The organism is Amphritea atlantica, from assembly GCA_024397875.1.
GTDB lineage: Bacteria > Pseudomonadota > Gammaproteobacteria > Pseudomonadales > Balneatricaceae > Amphritea > Amphritea atlantica_B.
On sequence record CP073344.1, the window covers coordinates 1,389,653 to 1,407,030 of the forward strand.

General features: G+C 52.1%; 15 protein-coding genes. 7 read left to right on the top strand and 8 right to left on the bottom strand.

Features of this window, described 5'->3' with window-relative positions; translation table 11 throughout:
* Positions 1–38: 38 nt before the first annotated feature.
* From KDX31_06250 to KDX31_06285, 8 genes are all read right to left on the bottom strand, one after another.
* Positions 39–1,733, bottom strand: a complete 1,695-nt coding sequence (locus KDX31_06250; GenBank protein ID UTW04602.1) for an AMP-binding protein — start codon at positions 1,731–1,733, stop codon at positions 39–41.
* A gap of 122 nt (positions 1,734–1,855) precedes the next feature.
* Entirely contained in the window at positions 1,856–2,434 is a 579-nt protein-coding gene (locus KDX31_06255) for a peroxidase-related enzyme (protein ID UTW04603.1), read from the bottom strand.
* A gap of 156 nt (positions 2,435–2,590) precedes the next feature.
* The gene (locus KDX31_06260) at positions 2,591–3,493 is read right to left on the bottom strand and encodes a hydroxymethylglutaryl-CoA lyase (GenBank protein UTW04604.1); all 903 of its coding nucleotides are present in this window, start codon (positions 3,491–3,493) and stop codon (positions 2,591–2,593) included.
* 2 nt (positions 3,494–3,495) lie between these two features.
* Positions 3,496–5,487 carry an acetyl/propionyl/methylcrotonyl-CoA carboxylase subunit alpha gene (locus tag KDX31_06265; protein ID UTW04605.1) on the bottom strand — a complete coding sequence of 664 codons (1,992 nt, stop codon included), beginning with the start codon at positions 5,485–5,487 and terminating at the stop codon, positions 3,496–3,498.
* Positions 5,488–5,492: 5 nt separating this feature from the next.
* The gene (locus KDX31_06270) at positions 5,493–6,296 is read right to left on the bottom strand and encodes an enoyl-CoA hydratase/isomerase family protein (protein ID UTW04606.1); all 804 of its coding nucleotides are present in this window, start codon (positions 6,294–6,296) and stop codon (positions 5,493–5,495) included.
* A gap of 14 nt (positions 6,297–6,310) precedes the next feature.
* Positions 6,311–7,918, bottom strand: coding sequence for a methylcrotonoyl-CoA carboxylase (locus KDX31_06275; protein ID UTW04607.1), 1,608 nt, complete (start codon positions 7,916–7,918; stop codon positions 6,311–6,313).
* 187 nt (positions 7,919–8,105) lie between these two features.
* Complete coding sequence (locus KDX31_06280) at positions 8,106–9,272, bottom strand: isovaleryl-CoA dehydrogenase (protein ID UTW04608.1); 1,167 nt, start codon at positions 9,270–9,272, stop codon at positions 8,106–8,108.
* 134 nt (positions 9,273–9,406) lie between these two features.
* A complete protein-coding gene (locus KDX31_06285) occupies positions 9,407–9,817 on the bottom strand; it encodes a MerR family DNA-binding transcriptional regulator (protein ID UTW04609.1) in 411 nt (136 codons plus the stop codon).
* A gap of 285 nt (positions 9,818–10,102) precedes the next feature.
* Here KDX31_06285 and KDX31_06290 point away from each other — a divergent pair, with 285 nt between their 5' ends.
* From KDX31_06290 to KDX31_06320, 7 genes are all read left to right on the top strand, one after another.
* Positions 10,103–10,927, top strand: coding sequence for an ABC transporter ATP-binding protein (locus KDX31_06290; GenBank protein UTW04610.1), 825 nt, complete (start codon positions 10,103–10,105; stop codon positions 10,925–10,927).
* Positions 10,924–11,634: an ABC transporter ATP-binding protein gene (locus tag KDX31_06295; protein UTW04611.1), complete on the top strand. Its 711-nt coding sequence runs from the start codon at positions 10,924–10,926 to the stop codon at positions 11,632–11,634. Before KDX31_06290 ends, KDX31_06295 begins: the two co-directional genes overlap by 4 nt.
* A gap of 80 nt (positions 11,635–11,714) precedes the next feature.
* Positions 11,715–12,917 carry an ABC transporter substrate-binding protein gene (locus KDX31_06300; protein UTW04612.1) on the top strand — a complete coding sequence of 401 codons (1,203 nt, stop codon included), beginning with the start codon at positions 11,715–11,717 and terminating at the stop codon, positions 12,915–12,917.
* Between the two features lie 179 nt (positions 12,918–13,096).
* Entirely contained in the window at positions 13,097–13,984 is an 888-nt protein-coding gene (locus tag KDX31_06305; GenBank protein ID UTW04613.1) for a branched-chain amino acid ABC transporter permease, read from the top strand.
* Positions 13,985–14,009: 25 nt separating this feature from the next.
* Positions 14,010–14,936, top strand: coding sequence for a branched-chain amino acid ABC transporter permease (locus tag KDX31_06310; GenBank protein ID UTW04614.1), 927 nt, complete (start codon positions 14,010–14,012; stop codon positions 14,934–14,936).
* Positions 14,937–15,034: 98 nt separating this feature from the next.
* A complete protein-coding gene (locus tag KDX31_06315) occupies positions 15,035–16,216 on the top strand; it encodes an acetyl-CoA C-acyltransferase (GenBank protein UTW04615.1) in 1,182 nt (393 codons plus the stop codon).
* Positions 16,217–16,826: 610 nt separating this feature from the next.
* Complete coding sequence (locus KDX31_06320) at positions 16,827–17,261, top strand: hypothetical protein (protein UTW04616.1); 435 nt, start codon at positions 16,827–16,829, stop codon at positions 17,259–17,261.
* Positions 17,262–17,378: the final 117 nt, after the last annotated feature.

The window sequence follows — 17,378 nt, forward strand, 5'->3', positions numbered from 1 at the left end:
GCGCTGAGCCCCTGTGATTTTAGCGTGTAAACGGCCCGTCAGATATCATCCAGCCCCAGTTCTTTGATCGAGATTTCGCGCATCTTGAATTTCTGAATCTTACCTGTCACGGTCATCGGAAATTCGTCGACAAACTTAAAGTAGCGCGGGATCTTGAAGTGGGTGATCTGACCCTTACAGAAATCTCTGAGCTGTTCCTCGGTAACACTTTCTGAGTCGGCCGAGAGTTTCACCCAGGCGATCAGTTCCTCGCCGTACTTTTTGTCCGGCACTCCGGTGACCTGAACATCGATGATATTCGGGTGGGTGTAGAGAAACTCTTCGATCTCCTTCGGATAGACGTTCTCGCCGCCACGGATCACCATATCTTTGATCCGGCCAACGATCTGGATATAGCCCTCGTCATCCATCGTCGCCAGATCGCCGGTATGCATCCAGTGCTGCTCGTCGATAGCGCCTTTGGTGCCGTCTTCGTTGTTCCAGTATTTGATCATTACACTGTAACCGCGGGTGCACAGTTCGCCGATCTCGCCCCGGGGTAATATCCGTCCAGTGAGCGGGTCAATAATTTTGCTTTCCAGATGTGGTTGAGTGCGGCCAACGGTGGTGACCTGTTTCTCAAACGGGTCATCCGCCCGGGTCTGGGTGGAGACCGGGCTGGTCTCAGTCATGCCGTAAGCGATCTGCACCTCTTGCATATGCATTTTGGAGTTGACCGCTTTCATCACCTCGGCCGGGCAGATTGAGCCCGCCATAATACCGGTGCGCAGGCTGGAAAGGTCGTAGTTATCGAAGTCCGGATGTTCCAGTTCGGCAATAAACATCGTCGGTACACCGTACAGCGCGGTGGCTTTCTCCATCTCTACCGCTTCCAGCACCGCTTTCGGCTCAAAGCCTTCGGTTGGGTAGATCATGGTTGCACCATGAGTCATGCAGCCCAGGTTGCCCATTACCATGCCGAAACAGTGGTACAGCGGCACCGGTATAACCAGCCGGTCCTGATCGGTAAAACTCTGACTTTCGGCGACAAAGAAACCGTTATTCAGAATATTATGGTGACTCAGGGTCGCCCCTTTCGGGAAACCGGTGGTGCCGGAGGTGTATTGAATATTGATTGGGTCATCAAACTGCAGCGTTGCCTGAATATCTTTAACCTGCTGCAGGTCAACTTTGTCGGCTTGTTTGACAAAGGCGTTCCAGCGCCACATCCCCGGATGCTGTTCATCTGACAGATTGATAATGCATTCCAGGGTTTTCAGCTTGGCTGATCTGAGCTGGCCGATTTCGCAGCTGTTCAGTTCCGGTGCCAGCTCCAGAAGCATCGCTGTGTAGTTGGATGATTTGAAACTGTCTGCGGTGACCAGAAACTTAGTGCCGGACTGATTCAGTGCATATTCCAGCTCATGCAGGCGGTAGGCCGGGTTGATATTCACCAGAATGGCGCCAACCTTTGCCGTGGCAAACTGGGTTATTGTCCACTGGGCTGTGTTGGGAGACCACATACCGATGCGGTCTCCGGGCTGAACGCCCACGGCCAGCAGGGCCCGGGCACATTGCTCAACTTTTTCTTTTAGTTCGGCGTAGGTCCAGCGAATATCCTGATAGTGAACGATCAGCGCATCATTATCAGGGTAAGTGGCGCAGATATCATCAAATTTATCGCCGATCGTCATGCCCAGCAGGGGAGTGTTGCTGGTGCCACTGGTATAACTGGGTTGTGCATTATTGCTCATTGCTTCATCCCTTCATTATTTTTATACGTTGAGGGTTGTAAGGTGCCGGTGTGTCAATCAGTCGGATCAGTCCGACACCTGCTTATCTCAGTTTTGTTCTGGCATCGCTCTCTGTCTGTCAGTTAGCGGGCCTGTGAGTGGTATTCAGGGTTTGGTTGCATATCCACCGCACCTGCTACCCGGTTAGTCATGTTGTAGAATCCTGCTATGTTAGCGATATCCCAGATATCCCGGTCGCTGAAATCGGCATCGCGAAGCGCCTGGCGGTCACTTTCTTCGATACAGTCGGGTGATACGGTCATTTTGACGGCGAAGTCCAGCATCGCCCGATGACGTTGTGACAGTTCAGCTGCGCGGTAGTTAATAGCGATCAGTTCGCCCAGCGCCGGGTCACCCGAGTAATTTCTGACGGCTGCGCCGTGGGCTGCGATGCAGTAAAAACAGTGATTTTGAGATGACACGGCTACCGCAATCATCTCCCGCTCAAGAGTGGTCAGGTTACTGTCGCCGAACATCATCTCATTATAGAAGCGGGAGAATACCTCCAGCTGAGCGAGATTCTGGCTATAGGCTTTGAGCACATTAGGGATCATTCCCAGCTTCTCATCGCAGACATCGAAATATTTTTTAACGTCGTCGGGTAGTTCTTCCCGCGACGGATAGTGCAGGTCCAGCGCGGTAATATGATCAGGTTGAGACATTGTAGTACTCCATATTATTTTTGTCCGTCAGAGCCGATAAGCAGAGGTTCATAACCTTGACGCTGAATATGTATCCTATATTAGGGTAAACCCCTACTTTCTTTCAAGAGGAAAGTATTAAGATAACAATTCACCCCTGCATCGTACCTTTCGTATTTACTTACAGCCGATGGCCAGAGCCACTTTAGAACCACTGGTGCGACCCAGTTGTTCGGTGATCCAGTGGCCGGTTTGGGCCAGTTTGTTCAGATCGACACCGGTTTCGATACCCAGACCATTCAGCATGTACAGGACGTCTTCCGTTGCCACGTTGCCGGAAGCGCCTTTGGCGTAAGGGCAACCCCCCAGACCCGCAACGGATGCATCGATGACCGCGATACCTTCCTCCACGACTGCATACAGATTAGCCAGGGCCTGACCGTAGGTGTCGTGAAAATGGGCGGCGAGCTTAGCGACGGGTACTTGCTTACTCACCGCCTCCAGCATCCGCTTCGCTTTCATCGGAGTGCCGACGCCAATGGTGTCGCCCAGCGATATCTCATAGCAGCCCATATCCAGCAACTCACGGCTGACCGCTGCCACCTGCGCCGGGTCAATCTCGCCCTCATAGGGACAGCCCATGACGGTGGAAACATAACCGCGTACCCGGATATTGTTAGCTTGCGCCAGCTCAATGACTGGCGCAAAACGTTCCAGGCTCTCGCTGATAGAACAGTTGATATTCTTTTGTGTAAAGGCTTCTGAGGCCGCACCAAATACCGCCACCTCATCAGCTCCCGCGGCAATGGCACCCTCAAGCCCTTTCAGGTTGGGGGTCAGTGCCGAGTAGGTAACGCCGGGTTTACGTGTGATGCCGCTCATTACCGCACTGGCATCGCCCATCTGTGGCACCCATTTCGGTGATACAAAGCTGGCCGCTTCAATATGGGTCAGGCCGGTTTCACTGAGCCGGTTAATCAGCTCAATTTTTATCGCTGTATCAATCACGGCGCCGGGTTCGTTCTGCAAACCGTCACGGGCTCCCATTTCGAACAGACGCAGGTGTTTGGGAAATGCCATACCTATGCCTCCGCTATATCCAGAGAGATAAGATCGGCACCGTCTTCAACCAGATCACCTTCGGCGAAGTAGATCTCAGCAACTGTGCCGTCATGAGGTGCTTTCAGGCTGTGCTCCATCTTCATCGCTTCCATAATGACCAGGGTTTCTCCCGCTTTAACTGCTTGTCCCGCTTCAACCAGCACCGCTACTACCGCGCCGTTCATCGGAGCCGTCAGACTGTTGTCGCCGGCATGGTCATCACTACCAAAGGTTTGCCGGTGCTGCTCACAGATAAACTGCTCACCTTCGTGGAACAGCGTCAGATGGTCACCCTCGTTGTACAGATGCACGCTGAGTCTGTGGCCGTTGATCACCACATTCAGCAGATCATCATTCAGCTGAGCGGTTACCTGATAGCTGGCATCGTCGATCTGAACCAGATACTGACCTTTGGCGCCACTTTCGAGAACACTGAGTTGATAGTCCGTGTCAGCGTGGATCAGTGTCAGCGGGCGGGCATACTCTGAGTTAAGCCGCCAGCTGTTCTGGTAGCCAAACGGTGAGTAAGGGTCATCCGGGTTATTCGCTTGCTGCTTGCTCTTCTCGCTGAAGAAACAGGCGGCCATTACCAGACAGAAGGCGCTGTTCAGATTGCTCGCAGGAAACAGTAAAGCTTCATGTTTCTCAATAAAACCGGTGTCCAGATCGAGTGCTTTGAAGGGTGCACTGCCGGCAAGGTTGCGCAGGAATCGCAGGTTGGTTTTCAGACCGCTGATACGGTATTCCTCCAGAGCCTGTTCCATCCGGGCGATGGCGCGGTCGCGATTATCATCCCAGACGATCAGTTTGGCGATCATCGGATCATAGAATACGCTGACCTCGTCGCCTTCAACGACGCCGGTATCAACCCGGACGTGCTGACTCTCCTGTGGCGTACGCAGATAGCGCAGGGTGCCGGTCGCCGGGAGGAAGTCGTTATCAGGGTCTTCCGCATATACCCGGGCTTCCAGGGCGTGGCCGTGGATACGGATTTCATTCTGCTGTAACGGCAGTGGCTCGCCGCTGGCGATCCGTAGTTGCCATTCCACCAGATCCTGTCCGGTAATCATCTCGGTAACCGGATGTTCAACCTGCAGACGGGTGTTCATCTCCATAAAATAGAAAGAGCCATCGACGTCATAGAGAAACTCGACGGTGCCGGCACCGACATAATCGATCGCCTGAGCGGCACGGACGGCCGCTTCACCCATCGCTTTACGGGTTTCATCTGAGAGGTTGGGAGCCGGCGCTTCTTCGATCACTTTCTGATGGCGGCGCTGCACCGAGCAGTCACGCTCTGCCAGATAGACACCGTTACCCTGCTTGTCACAGAACACCTGGATCTCAACATGACGGGGTTGGGTCAGATAGCGTTCGATCAGCATATCCGGGTTGCCAAAGGCATTTTTCGCCTCACGGCAGGCGGATTTAAGTGCCTCATCAAACTCGTCGATCGAGTTGACCACCCGCATCCCTTTACCACCACCGCCGGCAACCGCTTTCAACAGTTGGGGGAAGCCGCAACGCACAGATTCCTCTTTCAGCAGTGCCGGGGTCTGGTCTTCGCCATGATAGCCCGGTACCAGCGGCACCGCTGCGTGAGACATAATCTCTTTGGCTGCGGATTTGGAGCCCATCGCTTCAATCGCGCTGGTGGGTGGCCCGATAAACTCGATACCGTTATCGAAACAGGAGCGGGCAAATTCGGCGTTCTCTGAGAGGAAACCATAACCCGGGTGGATTGCCTGGGCGCCTGATTGTTTGGCGATCTCCAGAATCTTGTCACCACGCAGGTAACTTTCATTGCTTGGCGCAGGGCCCAGCAAAAATGCTTCATCGGCCATCGCCACGTGACGGGCGTTTTTATCGGCCTCAGAGTAGACAGCGACACAACGGATACCCAGGCGGTGAGCAGTCTGAATAACCCGGCAGGCAATCTCCCCCCGGTTAGCTATAAGAATTTTATTAAACATGCCGCTTACTCCTGAATCCAGTTCGGTTTACGCTTCTGCAGGAAGGAGCTGAGTCCTTCCTGACCTTCGTCGCTGACGCGGATATCTGCGATGCGACGGGCAGTGTCATCAATCACCTCAGTGGTGATCTCTTTCTGGCTGACGGCATAGATAAGCTGTTTAGCGGCTTTCATCCCCTGGGGACTGTTTTTTTGTAGCGAGGCGACAAAACGGTCGCAGGCCTCGTCCAGTTGTTCAACGTTTTCCACGACTTCATGCACCAGACCAAACTGCTGTGCAGCACGGGCGCTGAACAGCTCTGCCGTGAGGAAATAACGGCGTGACTGACGCTCGCCAATGGCACGTACCACATAGGGGCTGATCACCGCAGGAATCAGACCGATTTTGACTTCTGAGAGACAGAATGAGCTGCTTTCAGCGGCAATAACAATATCGCAGCAGGCGGCCAGGCCGACCGCACCACCATAGGCGGCTCCCTGAATCAGGGCGATGGTGGGTTTGCTGTGGTTGTTCAGCAGTTCCATCAGTTTTGCCAGGAGCCCAGCATCCACCATGTTCTCTTCATGGGTATTGCTGGCCATTCGTTTCATCCAGCCCAGGTCAGCCCCTGCGGAAAAGTTCTTGCCCCGGGAACGTAATACCAGCACCCGGACTTCCGGGTCTTCGCTGGTCGCTTCCAGGTTGCTGATCAGTTGCTCAATCACGCCATCGTCGAAGGCATTGTGTACCTCAGGACGATTGATTATCAGTTCGGCAACACCGTTGGCGCTTTTTTCCAACAGGACCAGTTGTTGTGTATTAATAGTCATCTTCTGATCCTCCATCACATCCGGAATACGCCGAACTGGGTGTCACCCACAGGCTTATTGAGTGCGGCAGACAGACTCATGCCGATAACATCACGGGTTTGTTTTGGATCGATGACGCCATCATCCCAAAGCCGGGCAGAGGCATAATAGGGGTGACCCTGATGTTCATAGGTATCGATGATGGGCTTTTTGAATACCGCTTCATCTTCAGCAGACCACTCTTCACCGGTGCGGTTCATGTTATCCCGCTTAACGGTCGCCAGAACCCCGGCAGCCTGTTCGCCACCCATGACTGAGATACGTGCGTTCGGCCACATGAACATCAGATTAGGACTGTAGGCCCGGCCACACATACCGTAGTTACCGGCACCGAAACTACCGCCGATCAGCACTGTAAATTTCGGCACATCGGCACAGGCAACGGCCATCACCATCTTGGCCCCGTGCTTGGCGATACCCTCTGATTCATACTTCTGACCCACCATAAAGCCGGTGATGTTTTGCAGGAACAGCAGGGGGATTTTGCGCTGACAGCACAGCTCGATAAAGTGCGCGCCTTTCTGGGCGGATTCACCGAAGAGAATGCCGTTGTTGGCGATAATACCCACCGGATAACCGTGAATATGGGCAAAACCGGTGACCAGTGTGGTGCCGTAGAGTTTCTTGAACTCATCAAACTCAGAGCCATCGACGATGCGGGCGATCACTTCGCGAACATCGTAGGGTTTTCTCAGGTCGGTACCGACAATGCCGTACAGTTCATCCATAGGATAAAGAGGCTCTTTCGGCGTCTGAGTTTTAATATTGATCTCTTTGCGGCGGTTCAGATTTGCCACACAGGTGCGGGCGATCTCCAGCGCATGGTGATCGTTTTCAGCGTAATGGTCAGCAACACCAGACACTTTACAGTGCACATCAGCACCGCCCAGATCTTCCGCGCTGACGACTTCGCCGGTCGCGGCTTTTACCAGTGGGGGTCCTGCCAGAAAGATAGTGCCCTGATTACGCACGATGATCGATTCATCCGCCATCGCCGGCACATATGCGCCGCCCGCTGTACAGAGGCCCATCACCACTGCGATCTGGGGAATCCCTTTGGCAGACATGCGTGCCTGGTTATAGAAAATGCGGCCGAAATGGTCGCGATCCGGGAATACATCATCCTGTTGCGGCAGGTTGGCACCGCCGGAATCTACCAGATAGATACAGGGCAGGTGATTCTGTTCGGCGATCTCCTGAGCCCGCAGATGTTTCTTCACGGTCAGCGGGAAATAGGTGCCGCCCTTAACGGTGGCATCGTTGGCAATAATCATGCACTCAATACCGCTGACACGGCCGATACCGGTAATGATCCCGGCGGCAGGCACATCGTCATCGTAGACTTTATAGGCTGCCAGTTGTGAAAGCTCTAACAGGGGCGAACCTTCATCCAACAGGGTATTGATTCGCTCTCTGGGGAGGAGTTTGCCACGGGAAAGGTGGCGTTCCTGATATTTGCTGCCACCGCCGTGATGGATCTGTGCCGCTTTATCACGCAGGTCCGTGACCACGGAGGCCATGGAATCATAGTTAGCGCGAAACTCTTCTGCACGTGGATTGATTTTTGTTTTTATCGTTGCCATTGCTTCTCTCCGGCGTCACGCGTTAATGCAATTCTCAGAACAGTTGGTTGTCTCGTTTGCCGATAGACAACTGTCCCGTTGATTGCTGTTAAAACAACGCCTTGTCTGAATTCGTCATTATTCACAGTGAAAAAGTGGGGGGGTGCAGAACACCGTTCCCCCTAAAGTCCACTGATGGAAAACGGGTTTACTTATTCAGGAACAGCTCACGGCCGATCAGCATCCGGCGAATCTCAGAGGTGCCCGCACCGATCTCGTACAATTTTGCATCGCGCAGCAGACGACCAGTAGGAAACTCATTGATATAACCGTTGCCGCCGAGCAGCTGTATCGCATCCAGAGCGATTTTAGTCGCCATCTCTGCGGTATACAGAATGACCGCTGCGCAGTCCTTACGGGACGTTTCACCGCGCATCGCCGCCTGAGCAACGGTGTAGGCGTAGGCCTTGGATGCATTCATCAGGGTGTACATATCGGCAACTTTGCCCTGCACCATTTCGAACTCACCGATCGCTTTGCCAAATTGCACCCGGTCGCGGGTATAAGGGATGGTGATATCCATCGCTGCCTGCATAATACCCAGCGGACCGCCGGCGAGAACCAGGCGCTCATAATCGAGGCCGGACATCAATACCTTAACGCCGCCGTTCAGTTCACCGAGAATGTTCTCTTTTGGCACCGGGCAGTCCTGAAATACCAGTTCACAGGTATTGGAACCACGCATTCCCAGCTTATCCAGTTTTTGATGACGGGAGAATCCAGGGTAATCACGTTCAACGATAAAGGCGGTTATGCCTTTAGGGCCGGCACTCACATCGGTTTTCGCATAGATCACATAGGTGTTGGCGTCCGGACCGTTGGTGATCCACATCTTATTACCGTTCAACAGGTAATGATCACCGTTGTCGCGGGCTGTCAGCTTCATTGAAACGACATCGGAACCGGCATTCGGCTCGGACATTGCCAGTGCGCCAATATGTTCACCGCTGATCAGTTTTGGCAGGTACTTTGTCTTCTGCTCATGGGTACCGTTACGGTTGATCTGGTTAACACAGAGATTAGAGTGTGCACCGTAAGACAAGCCAACAGAGGCGGATGCCCGGCTGATCTCTTCCATGGCAATCATGTGCGCCAGATAACCCATATCAACGCCGCCGTACTCCTCTTTCACGGTGATGCCCAGCAGCCCCATATCGCCGAATTTACGCCACAGATCGTTAGGAAATTCATTGTCATGATCGACCTGCTCGGCGCGTGGAGCAATCTCTTGTGCTGCAAAACTGTTTACATGCTCTCGCAGCATATCCAGAGTTTCACCGAGTCCGAAATTTAGTGAGCTGTACTGTGCAATCATTTTCTGTCCACCTGGCTTAGGGAAGCGGAAGGGCATGTTGTGACTGTTTGCCTTTGCCGTTTCCGGTTTACGATTATTGTTGTTGGTCGTTTAATAGTTGTTGTTCGGTAATGTGGCGGTAGGGTCGCTACTAGCTATACCGACTTCTCTGTTTTTGTCGTTTCTGTCAGATCATCCATTGCCTCCCGGCAACGGCTTTCTGCGCTGTCCAGTTCCAGCTGAAGCATAGCAATGTCATTTAATTGCTGCTCCAGGGCCTGTTTTTTCTCTTCTATCTTGGCCATCAGCAGTTGTAGCTGTTTCATACTGCCTGTCGGGGTTTCATCCCAGAGCGCGAATAGTTCGCGGGTTTCAGCGAGTGAAAAGCCCAGTCGCTTGCCCCGCAGAATCAGTTTTAACCGAACCCGGTCCTGAGCGCTGTAGATCCGGGTCTGCCCGCGGCGGGTAGGGAATAACAGCTGCTGGTCTTCATAAAAGCGGATGCTGCGAGTCGTTACATCAAACTCGCTGGCCAGCTCACTGATCGAAAAAGTACGTGTGTTCATAATCTGCTTCCTGACGCTGATGTTATTTAATTTAGCGGAAGTTTACGTAAACGTAAAGCTGATTTTAAAAACGGTTGCAAATGTTACATTTCGTAAGATTGCAGTTAACTGTTTGATATTTAGTCGTTAATTAAGAATAGAAGCTTTGACTGACAGGCTTGTTATACTAAAGTAGTACTTGTTATCCTGTAAGGGAAATTGCTAACTTGGTTGGCAGCTGATTTGGGTAATCACAATTTTTGCCCATCCCATAATAAAAACAAATATATGTGAGGCTGGTTCTGCATGAGTGCCGACTACGTTCTCGAAACCAGGAATCTGGTTAAGGAATTCAAGGGCTTTACCGCCGTTGACGATGTAAATCTACAGGTTGAGCGGGGAACAATACACGCGCTGATCGGGCCTAATGGGGCCGGTAAGACGACTGTATTTAATCTGCTGACAAAATTTCTTACACCCACCCGAGGCACCATTCTCTTCAACGGTAATGATATTACCTATATGAAATCCGCTGCGATTGCCAGAAAGGGCATTGTACGCTCGTTTCAGATCTCTGCTGTTTTTCCACACCTCTCTGTTATTGAGAATGTGCGTATCGCCCTGCAGCGTAAAGAGGGTAATAGCTTCCATTTCTGGAAGTCTGAAAAGGTGCTGGACAAACTGAATGACCGTGCTGTTGAGCTGCTTGATGAGGTGGGTCTGAAAGACTATGCCCAGGCTGTCACAGTCGATCTGCCTTATGGCCGTAAACGGGCGCTGGAAATTGCTACCACCCTGGCGCTGGATCCGGAAATGTTACTGCTGGATGAGCCGACTCAGGGGATGGGCCACGAAGATGTGAGTGTGGTTGCGGATCTGATCAAGAAAGTGTCTGCGAACCGTACCATTCTGATGGTTGAGCATAACCTGCATGTGGTTGCTCAGCTGGCCGACAAGATTACGGTATTACAGCGCGGCGCCATCCTGACCGAAGGTGATTACGCAACGGTCTCTCAGGATCCGCGTGTGCGTGAAGCCTATATGGGGGTTGAAGCCGATGATGAGGTAGCGAATGCCATCGCTGCCAAAGCCGCTGTCGCCAATGCTGCGAAAAAGGAGGATGTTGCATGACCTCAACAGGTGAAAAGCTGCGTATCAGTGATCTGCACGCTTACTACGGCGAATCGCATATTCTTCATGGCATCGATATGACCATTATGCAGGGCGAACTGGTGACGCTGCTGGGACGCAACGGTGCGGGTCGCTCGACAACCCTCAAAGCGGTTATGAATATGGTGGGGCGTCGCACCGGCAAGATCAATATCAATGGTAATGAAACCATCGGTATGCCAGCCCATAAGATCGCCCATCTGGGGGTCGGTTACTGCCCTGAAGAGCGGGGTATCTTCTCCAGCCTGAATGTAGAAGAGAACCTGATGCTGCCGCCCAATGTGCGGTCCGATGGCATGAGCATTGAAGAGATCTATGACATTTTCCCCAACCTGGCAGAGCGTCGCTATAGCCAGGGGACTCGTCTTTCCGGCGGGGAACAGCAGATGCTGGCGATGGCACGTATTCTGCGGACCGGCGCCAATATTCTGTTGCTCGATGAGATTACTGAGGGTCTGGCCCCGGTCATCGTACAAAAACTGGCTGAGGTTCTGGTCATGCTCAAGGAACGGGGCCTGACAGTTTTGCTGGTTGAGCAGAATTTCCGTTTTGCTGCGCCCATCGCAGACCGCCATTACGTTATGGAACATGGCCATATCGTTGAGGAGGTCAGGAAAGATGAGTTGCAGGCAAAAACGGAACTGTTGAATACCTATCTGGGGGTTTAAAACCCGGATAAACCTTGAAGTAAAAAGCTCTATAAATGACGTTCGATAAAAATAAAAAGTTCTCAAGCAGGAGTGACAAAATGAAAGTAATCAAGAAGACCCTACTGGCAGCCGCGATGAGTGTGGCCGCAGCCACTGGTGTTCAGGCCGCAGGTATCTCTGGAGATGCGGTTAAGATCGGTGTGCTGGCAGATATGGGCGGTGTCTATGCCGATATCTGTGGTCAGGGCTGTGTAACGGCTGTTGAGATGGCGGTCGAGGATTTTGGCGGCACCGTTCTCGGTAAGCCTATCGAAATTGTCAGCGCTGATGACCAGAACAAGCCTGATGTAGGCTCTGCGAAAGTACGTCAGTGGATTGAAGATGAAAATGTTGATGTGGTTACCGGCCTGGTAGCGTCCTCGGTAACCGGTGCAGTCACCAAAGTGCTGACCGATGCCAAGAAGATTGCGCTGATCTCGGCCTCTGCCAGTAATGCCTTCACCACTAAGGCCTGTTCTCCCTACAACGCTCACTGGACCTATAACGTAGCGGCACTGGCCAACGGTACCGTTAAGCAGATGGTGAATTCAGGTAAGAAGAAATGGTTCTTCATTACGGCTGACTATGCCTTTGGTCACGCACTGGAAGGTATTGCCACTAAGGTTATCGAGTCCAGCGGCGGTGAAGTGGTCGGTGCGGTTCGTGCGCCTCTGGGAACTACCGATTTCTCCTCTTATGTACTTCAGGCTCAGGCTTCTGGCGCTGATGTGGTTGGTCTGGCAAACGCCGGTGCTGACTTTGTTAACTCACTGAAAACATCAGCAGAATTTGGTCTGACTGAGACCGCGGATGTTGCCGGCTTGCTGGTATTCACGCCTAACGCTCAGGCACTTGATCCTGCTATTGCGGCGGGTATGAAGGCCACGACTGGTTTCTACTGGGATATGGATGACCAGACCCGTGAATGGTCTGCCCGTTTCAAGGCGCGTCACGGTTCTATCCCTGCAATGCCGCACGCGGGTGCTTACTCTATGACGATGCACTACCTGAATGCCATTAAGGCCGCCGGTACTGATGATTCAGATGCGGTTATGAAGCAGATGAAGGCCAGCAAGCCTGATGACTTCTTCGCCCGTAACGCTTACCTGCGTAACGATGGCCGGATGGTACATGACATGCTGCTGGTCAGCATTAAAGATGCCGCCAGCCGTAAGTCTGCTGATGATATCTACAAGATTGAAAGTGTTATCCCAGGCGATGAGGCATTCAATCCGATGCTGCCTGAGTGTGATTTCAAGTAACGCTTAAGTAAGCGCTTGGCCTGAAACCCGGAGGGTAGTGGTGTACTGCTACCTACCCTCCGGTCTTATCTGAAAAGATAGTCTGAAAGGATAGTCTGAAAAGGTTATCTGAAAGGTGTGTATGGATCGGCTTGAAGGGGACGATTGCATACACCACCTTTGCTTCTCTGGGTGATGTTATGGCGACGATATTTGGTATAAATCTGTTTGCGCTGTCGGGACAGCTGCTGGTAGGGCTGATCAATGGCTCATTCTACGCACTGCTGAGTCTCGGTCTGGCGATTATTTTTGGTCTTTTAAAAATTATTAACTTCGCGCAGGGCGCGATGTATATGCTTGGCGCCTTCTTTGCCTGGATGGCCCTGAACTACATGGGCATCAACTACTGGTGGGCGTTGATTCTGGTGCCGCTGGCTGTCGGTGTTCTGGCAATCCTGATGGAACGCTTTCTGGTGCGTCCCATCGCTAATGAGGATCACCTCTATAGCCTGCTGCTGACCTTTGGTATCGCACTGGTGCTACAGGGTTTATTTACCCATATTTATGGTTCTTCCGGCCTGCCTTATCAGATTCCGGCTGAACTCAAAGGTGGTACTAAGCTGCCGTTTATGTATCTGCCCAACTACCGTGCGTGGATTATCGTCAGCTCGCTGGTGGTGTGTTTCAGTACCTGGTGGGTGATCGAAAAAACCAAACTGGGCGCTTATTTGCGGGCCGGTACGGAAAACCCACAGCTGATGCAGGGGTTCGGTATCAATGTACCGCTGATTACGACGCTGACCTTTGGTTTTGGTGTGGCGCTGGCTGCTTTTGCCGGTGTGCTGGCGGCTCCCGTGTATTCGGTGAGTCCGGAGATGGGCTCCAATATTCTGATCGTGGTATTTGCGATTGTCGTTATCGGCGGTATGGGGTCAATTGGTGGTGCGATTCTGACCGGACTGCTGATGGGTGTGGTTGAAGGCCTGACCAAGTTCTTTTATCCGGAAGCATCGACCACCGTCATCTTCCTGTTCATGGTGATCGTGCTACTGGTTAAGCCTGCCGGTCTGTTTGGTAAAGAAGCATGAGCCATCTTGTAGGAGTAATGACACGATGAAAATTAATAAACTCTATCTGTTACTGATCTTAGTGGCTTTGGTTGCACCGAGTCTCGTGTATCCGGTGTTTCTGATGAAACTGCTGTGTTTCGCGCTGTTTGCCTGTGCCTTTAACCTGTTGCTGGGTTTTGTGGGTCTGCTGTCGTTTGGTCATGCGGTTTTTCTGGGCACCGGTGGTTATATTACCGGTTACCTGATGCTGAATACCGGACTGACGCCGGAACTGGGTGTTCTGGCCGGTACCGTCGGTGCTGGCTTACTCGGTGCTATCTACGGCAAGCTGGCCGTCAAGCGCGAGGGAATCTACTTTGCCATGGTCACCCTGGCACTGGCGCAGCTGGCATTCTTTTTCTATCTTCAGGCACCGTTTACCGGCGGTGAAGACGGGCTGCAGGGTGTCCCCCGCGGAGAGCTGTTTGGTCTGATCGATCTGAATGATAACTTTGCCATGTACTACTTTGTCTTGGCGATCTTTATCTTCGGTTTCTGGATGGTTCACCGGACGGTGCATTCACCCTTCGGACAGATCCTGAAAGCGATCCGTGAAAATGAACCCCGTGCGGTATCGCTGGGTTATAACGTCAATGATTATAAGTGGGTCGCTTTTATCATCTCTTCTGCGCTGGCGGGCCTGGCCGGTTCCACCAAGACGCTGGTATTCCAGCTGGCGTCGCTGACCGATGTGCACTGGCATATGTCCGGTGAGGTCGTGCTGATGACCCTGCTGGGCGGTATGGGAACTATTTTTGGCCCGCTGGTCGGTGCCGGGGTGGTGATCTCCATTCAGAACATGTTGTCCGGTGGTGAACTGGGTAACTATATCCATATCATTATGGGGATCATCTTTATTGTCTGTGTACTGGCATTCCGCAGCGGTATTGTCGGTGAGTTCCAGAAACTGGTTAAGAAAAACTTCGGCTGATGGCGATTAAATTGAAAAGGGACGCAACCCAGCGTCCCTTTTTCATGTCAAAGCTTTAGCGTATTGAAGAATTGGTTTTGCAGGATTGGAGTAGAAAAATGAGTCAGGATTCAATTGTAATTGTCAGCGCCGCACGTACCCCGATGGGGGGCATGATGGGGGCGCTGAGTGAGGTGCGTTCTCCTGATCTGGGCGCCACTGCGATTAAAGCCGCGATTGAGCGTGCCGGTTTACAGGGCAGTGATATTGATGAAGTGATTATGGGTTGCGTGCTGCCAGCAGGGCTGGGGCAGGCACCGGCGCGTCAGGCGGCGCGCGGGGCAGGCATCGCCGATGCTGCAGGCGCGACCACCGTTAACAAAATGTGTGGCTCGGGCATGAAAGCGGTGATGCTGGCGCATGATCAGATCGCCGCCGGGCAGGTGGATATCATGGTGGCCGGCGGCATGGAGAACATGAGTCTGGCACCTTATCTGTTACCCAAGGCCCGTGCTGGTATGCGTATGGGGCACCAGCAGGTAATCGACCATATGTTCTTTGATGGCCTGGAAGACGCCTACGAAGGCGGCTTGATGGGGAGCTTCGCCCAGAAGAGCGCCGATGATTTCAATGTCACCCGCGAAGCGATGGATGATTTTGCCATCGGCTCTCTGGATAAAGCGCTGGCCGCCATTGAGAGCGGTGCTTTCAAAGATGAGATCGCCGCTGTCACGGTTACAACCCGTCAGGGGGAAACCGTTGTTGATACCGACGAACAGCCGGGTAATGCACGTAAAGACAAGATTCGTCAGCTGAAACCTGCGTTCAAGAAAGACGGTACCATCACTGCAGCGAACTCAAGCTCCATCTCCGATGGTGGCTCGGCACTGGTGCTGATGCGTGAGTCCGAAGCACAGCAGCGCGGCCTGAAACCCCTGGCCCGAATTGTCGCCCATTCAACCCATGCCCAGCTACCGGCCGAGTTTACCATCGCGCCGATAGGTGCGATCGATAAAGTGCTGACCCGCGCGGGTTGGAGCAAAGACGATGTTGACCTGTACGAGATCAACGAAGCCTTTGCCGTGGTCTCCATGCTCGCCATCAGCGAACTGGGGCTGGATGCGTCTAAAGTCAACGTCAATGGCGGCGCCTGTGCACTGGGTCACCCAATCGGATCATCCGGTTCCCGCATTCTGGTAACGCTGCTGTATGCATTGAAAAATCAGGGTAAGCAAAAAGGTGTTGCCTCGCTCTGTATCGGTGGTGGTGAAGCCACAGCGGTTGCTGTCGAGATGCTTTGATGGTTTGAATTAAGCCTGGATGTTTGAAAAGGCCGATACAGAGATGTGTCGGCCTTTTTTGTTTTGAAAAGCCGAATAAGTCGTAGTTCGTCGTTCGAACGTCACAAAAAGCGTGACTTGCTCGTCGCTCGCAAGAGCCTGTTTAAGATATTCCGTGGTAATGGGGTAAAATCACTCTGTGCCCTCGGTGGTGAAAAACTCTTCCTCGCTGCACAAACCCAGAATCGAACCTTGCTACAAATTAGTTTCTTATTATTGTCTCTTATCCGCTGTGGATAATTCCCTCTGTTTTTCTGACTATATATACAGTTAATTGGGATAAATCAGAAATGATGGCACGCTTTGTCACTCACAGATCTGAAAAAAGCGCGTTTTGTCACTGGTATAACCCTTTAAAGTGGTGCAATATCAGACAGATAAGGATATCAACAGGTGAGATTATTTGCCGGTTGAAAGTAACAAAACGCGCATGCGCGTTTTCAGGGGATGAAAAACGACGTGCTTCAGAATTACTCTTTTAGTTCAGATAGATACAACTTCCCTATCCGCAGTCTTGCGGTGTCAAAACGCGCACGCACACAATTAAAATGTTAGCTGCCAAAGAGGTTCTATGGAAATTAAGCAAATTCAGGGATATCGAATAGTCTCACTTATTACTCTTATTGTTTCGTTGGCAGCAGCGTATCCAATAGTCGACTCAGAAAACTTAAAGATTGCTGGATTTATCAGCGGCGCACTTGGTTCGTTTTTACTTGGACTAGCTGCATTCAGTGTCACCTTGAGATACGTTTGTCATCTGTTCTCAAAAATAAATCATCTTGGCTTTGTTCGTTTTGTCTCAGGCCTAGTTCTAATGCTGGCGGTTGTCTTCGCTTGGTTTTTTGCCGTAATGAAATTAGCGGTAGTTCCCGCTGTTAATGGTGAGGTTAATTCCGAGTTCGTATTGCCTGCCCTGTTGGGGGTGGTCAATGGTGGCTCAGGTGTTTTATATTTCTATTTCATCTGGCCATTTAAACAAAAGTTTGTGTTAGTTCATGGCAGCTAACAAAACAATCTTGTTCAGCCAGCAAGCTGGCTTGGGACTAGTACTCGCTGGCTTCGCCAATGCGCTCGCACTAGCCCCAAATTGTATGCGTTACATGCACAACAAGTAGGAAGCATT

Bases quoted from the DNA above. Each gene is read 5' to 3' on its own strand.
- KDX31_06250 (UTW04602.1), bottom strand. From the start codon at position 1,733: ATGAGCAATAATGCACAACCCAGTTATACCAGTGGCACCAGCAACACT.
- KDX31_06255 (UTW04603.1), bottom strand. From the start codon at position 2,434: ATGTCTCAACCTGATCATATTACCGCGCTGGACCTGCACTATCCGTCG.
- KDX31_06260 (UTW04604.1), bottom strand. From the start codon at position 3,493: ATGGCATTTCCCAAACACCTGCGTCTGTTCGAAATGGGAGCCCGTGAC.
- KDX31_06265 (UTW04605.1), bottom strand. From the start codon at position 5,487: ATGTTTAATAAAATTCTTATAGCTAACCGGGGGGAGATTGCCTGCCGG.
- KDX31_06270 (UTW04606.1), bottom strand. From the start codon at position 6,296: ATGACTATTAATACACAACAACTGGTCCTGTTGGAAAAAAGCGCCAAC.
- KDX31_06275 (UTW04607.1), bottom strand. From the start codon at position 7,918: ATGGCAACGATAAAAACAAAAATCAATCCACGTGCAGAAGAGTTTCGC.
- KDX31_06280 (UTW04608.1), bottom strand. From the start codon at position 9,272: ATGATTGCACAGTACAGCTCACTAAATTTCGGACTCGGTGAAACTCTG.
- KDX31_06285 (UTW04609.1), bottom strand. From the start codon at position 9,817: ATGAACACACGTACTTTTTCGATCAGTGAGCTGGCCAGCGAGTTTGAT.
- KDX31_06290 (UTW04610.1), top strand. From the start codon at position 10,103: ATGAGTGCCGACTACGTTCTCGAAACCAGGAATCTGGTTAAGGAATTC.
- KDX31_06295 (UTW04611.1), top strand. From the start codon at position 10,924: ATGACCTCAACAGGTGAAAAGCTGCGTATCAGTGATCTGCACGCTTAC.
- KDX31_06300 (UTW04612.1), top strand. From the start codon at position 11,715: ATGAAAGTAATCAAGAAGACCCTACTGGCAGCCGCGATGAGTGTGGCC.
- KDX31_06305 (UTW04613.1), top strand. From the start codon at position 13,097: ATGGCGACGATATTTGGTATAAATCTGTTTGCGCTGTCGGGACAGCTG.
- KDX31_06310 (UTW04614.1), top strand. From the start codon at position 14,010: ATGAAAATTAATAAACTCTATCTGTTACTGATCTTAGTGGCTTTGGTT.
- KDX31_06315 (UTW04615.1), top strand. From the start codon at position 15,035: ATGAGTCAGGATTCAATTGTAATTGTCAGCGCCGCACGTACCCCGATG.
- KDX31_06320 (UTW04616.1), top strand. From the start codon at position 16,827: ATGGAAATTAAGCAAATTCAGGGATATCGAATAGTCTCACTTATTACT.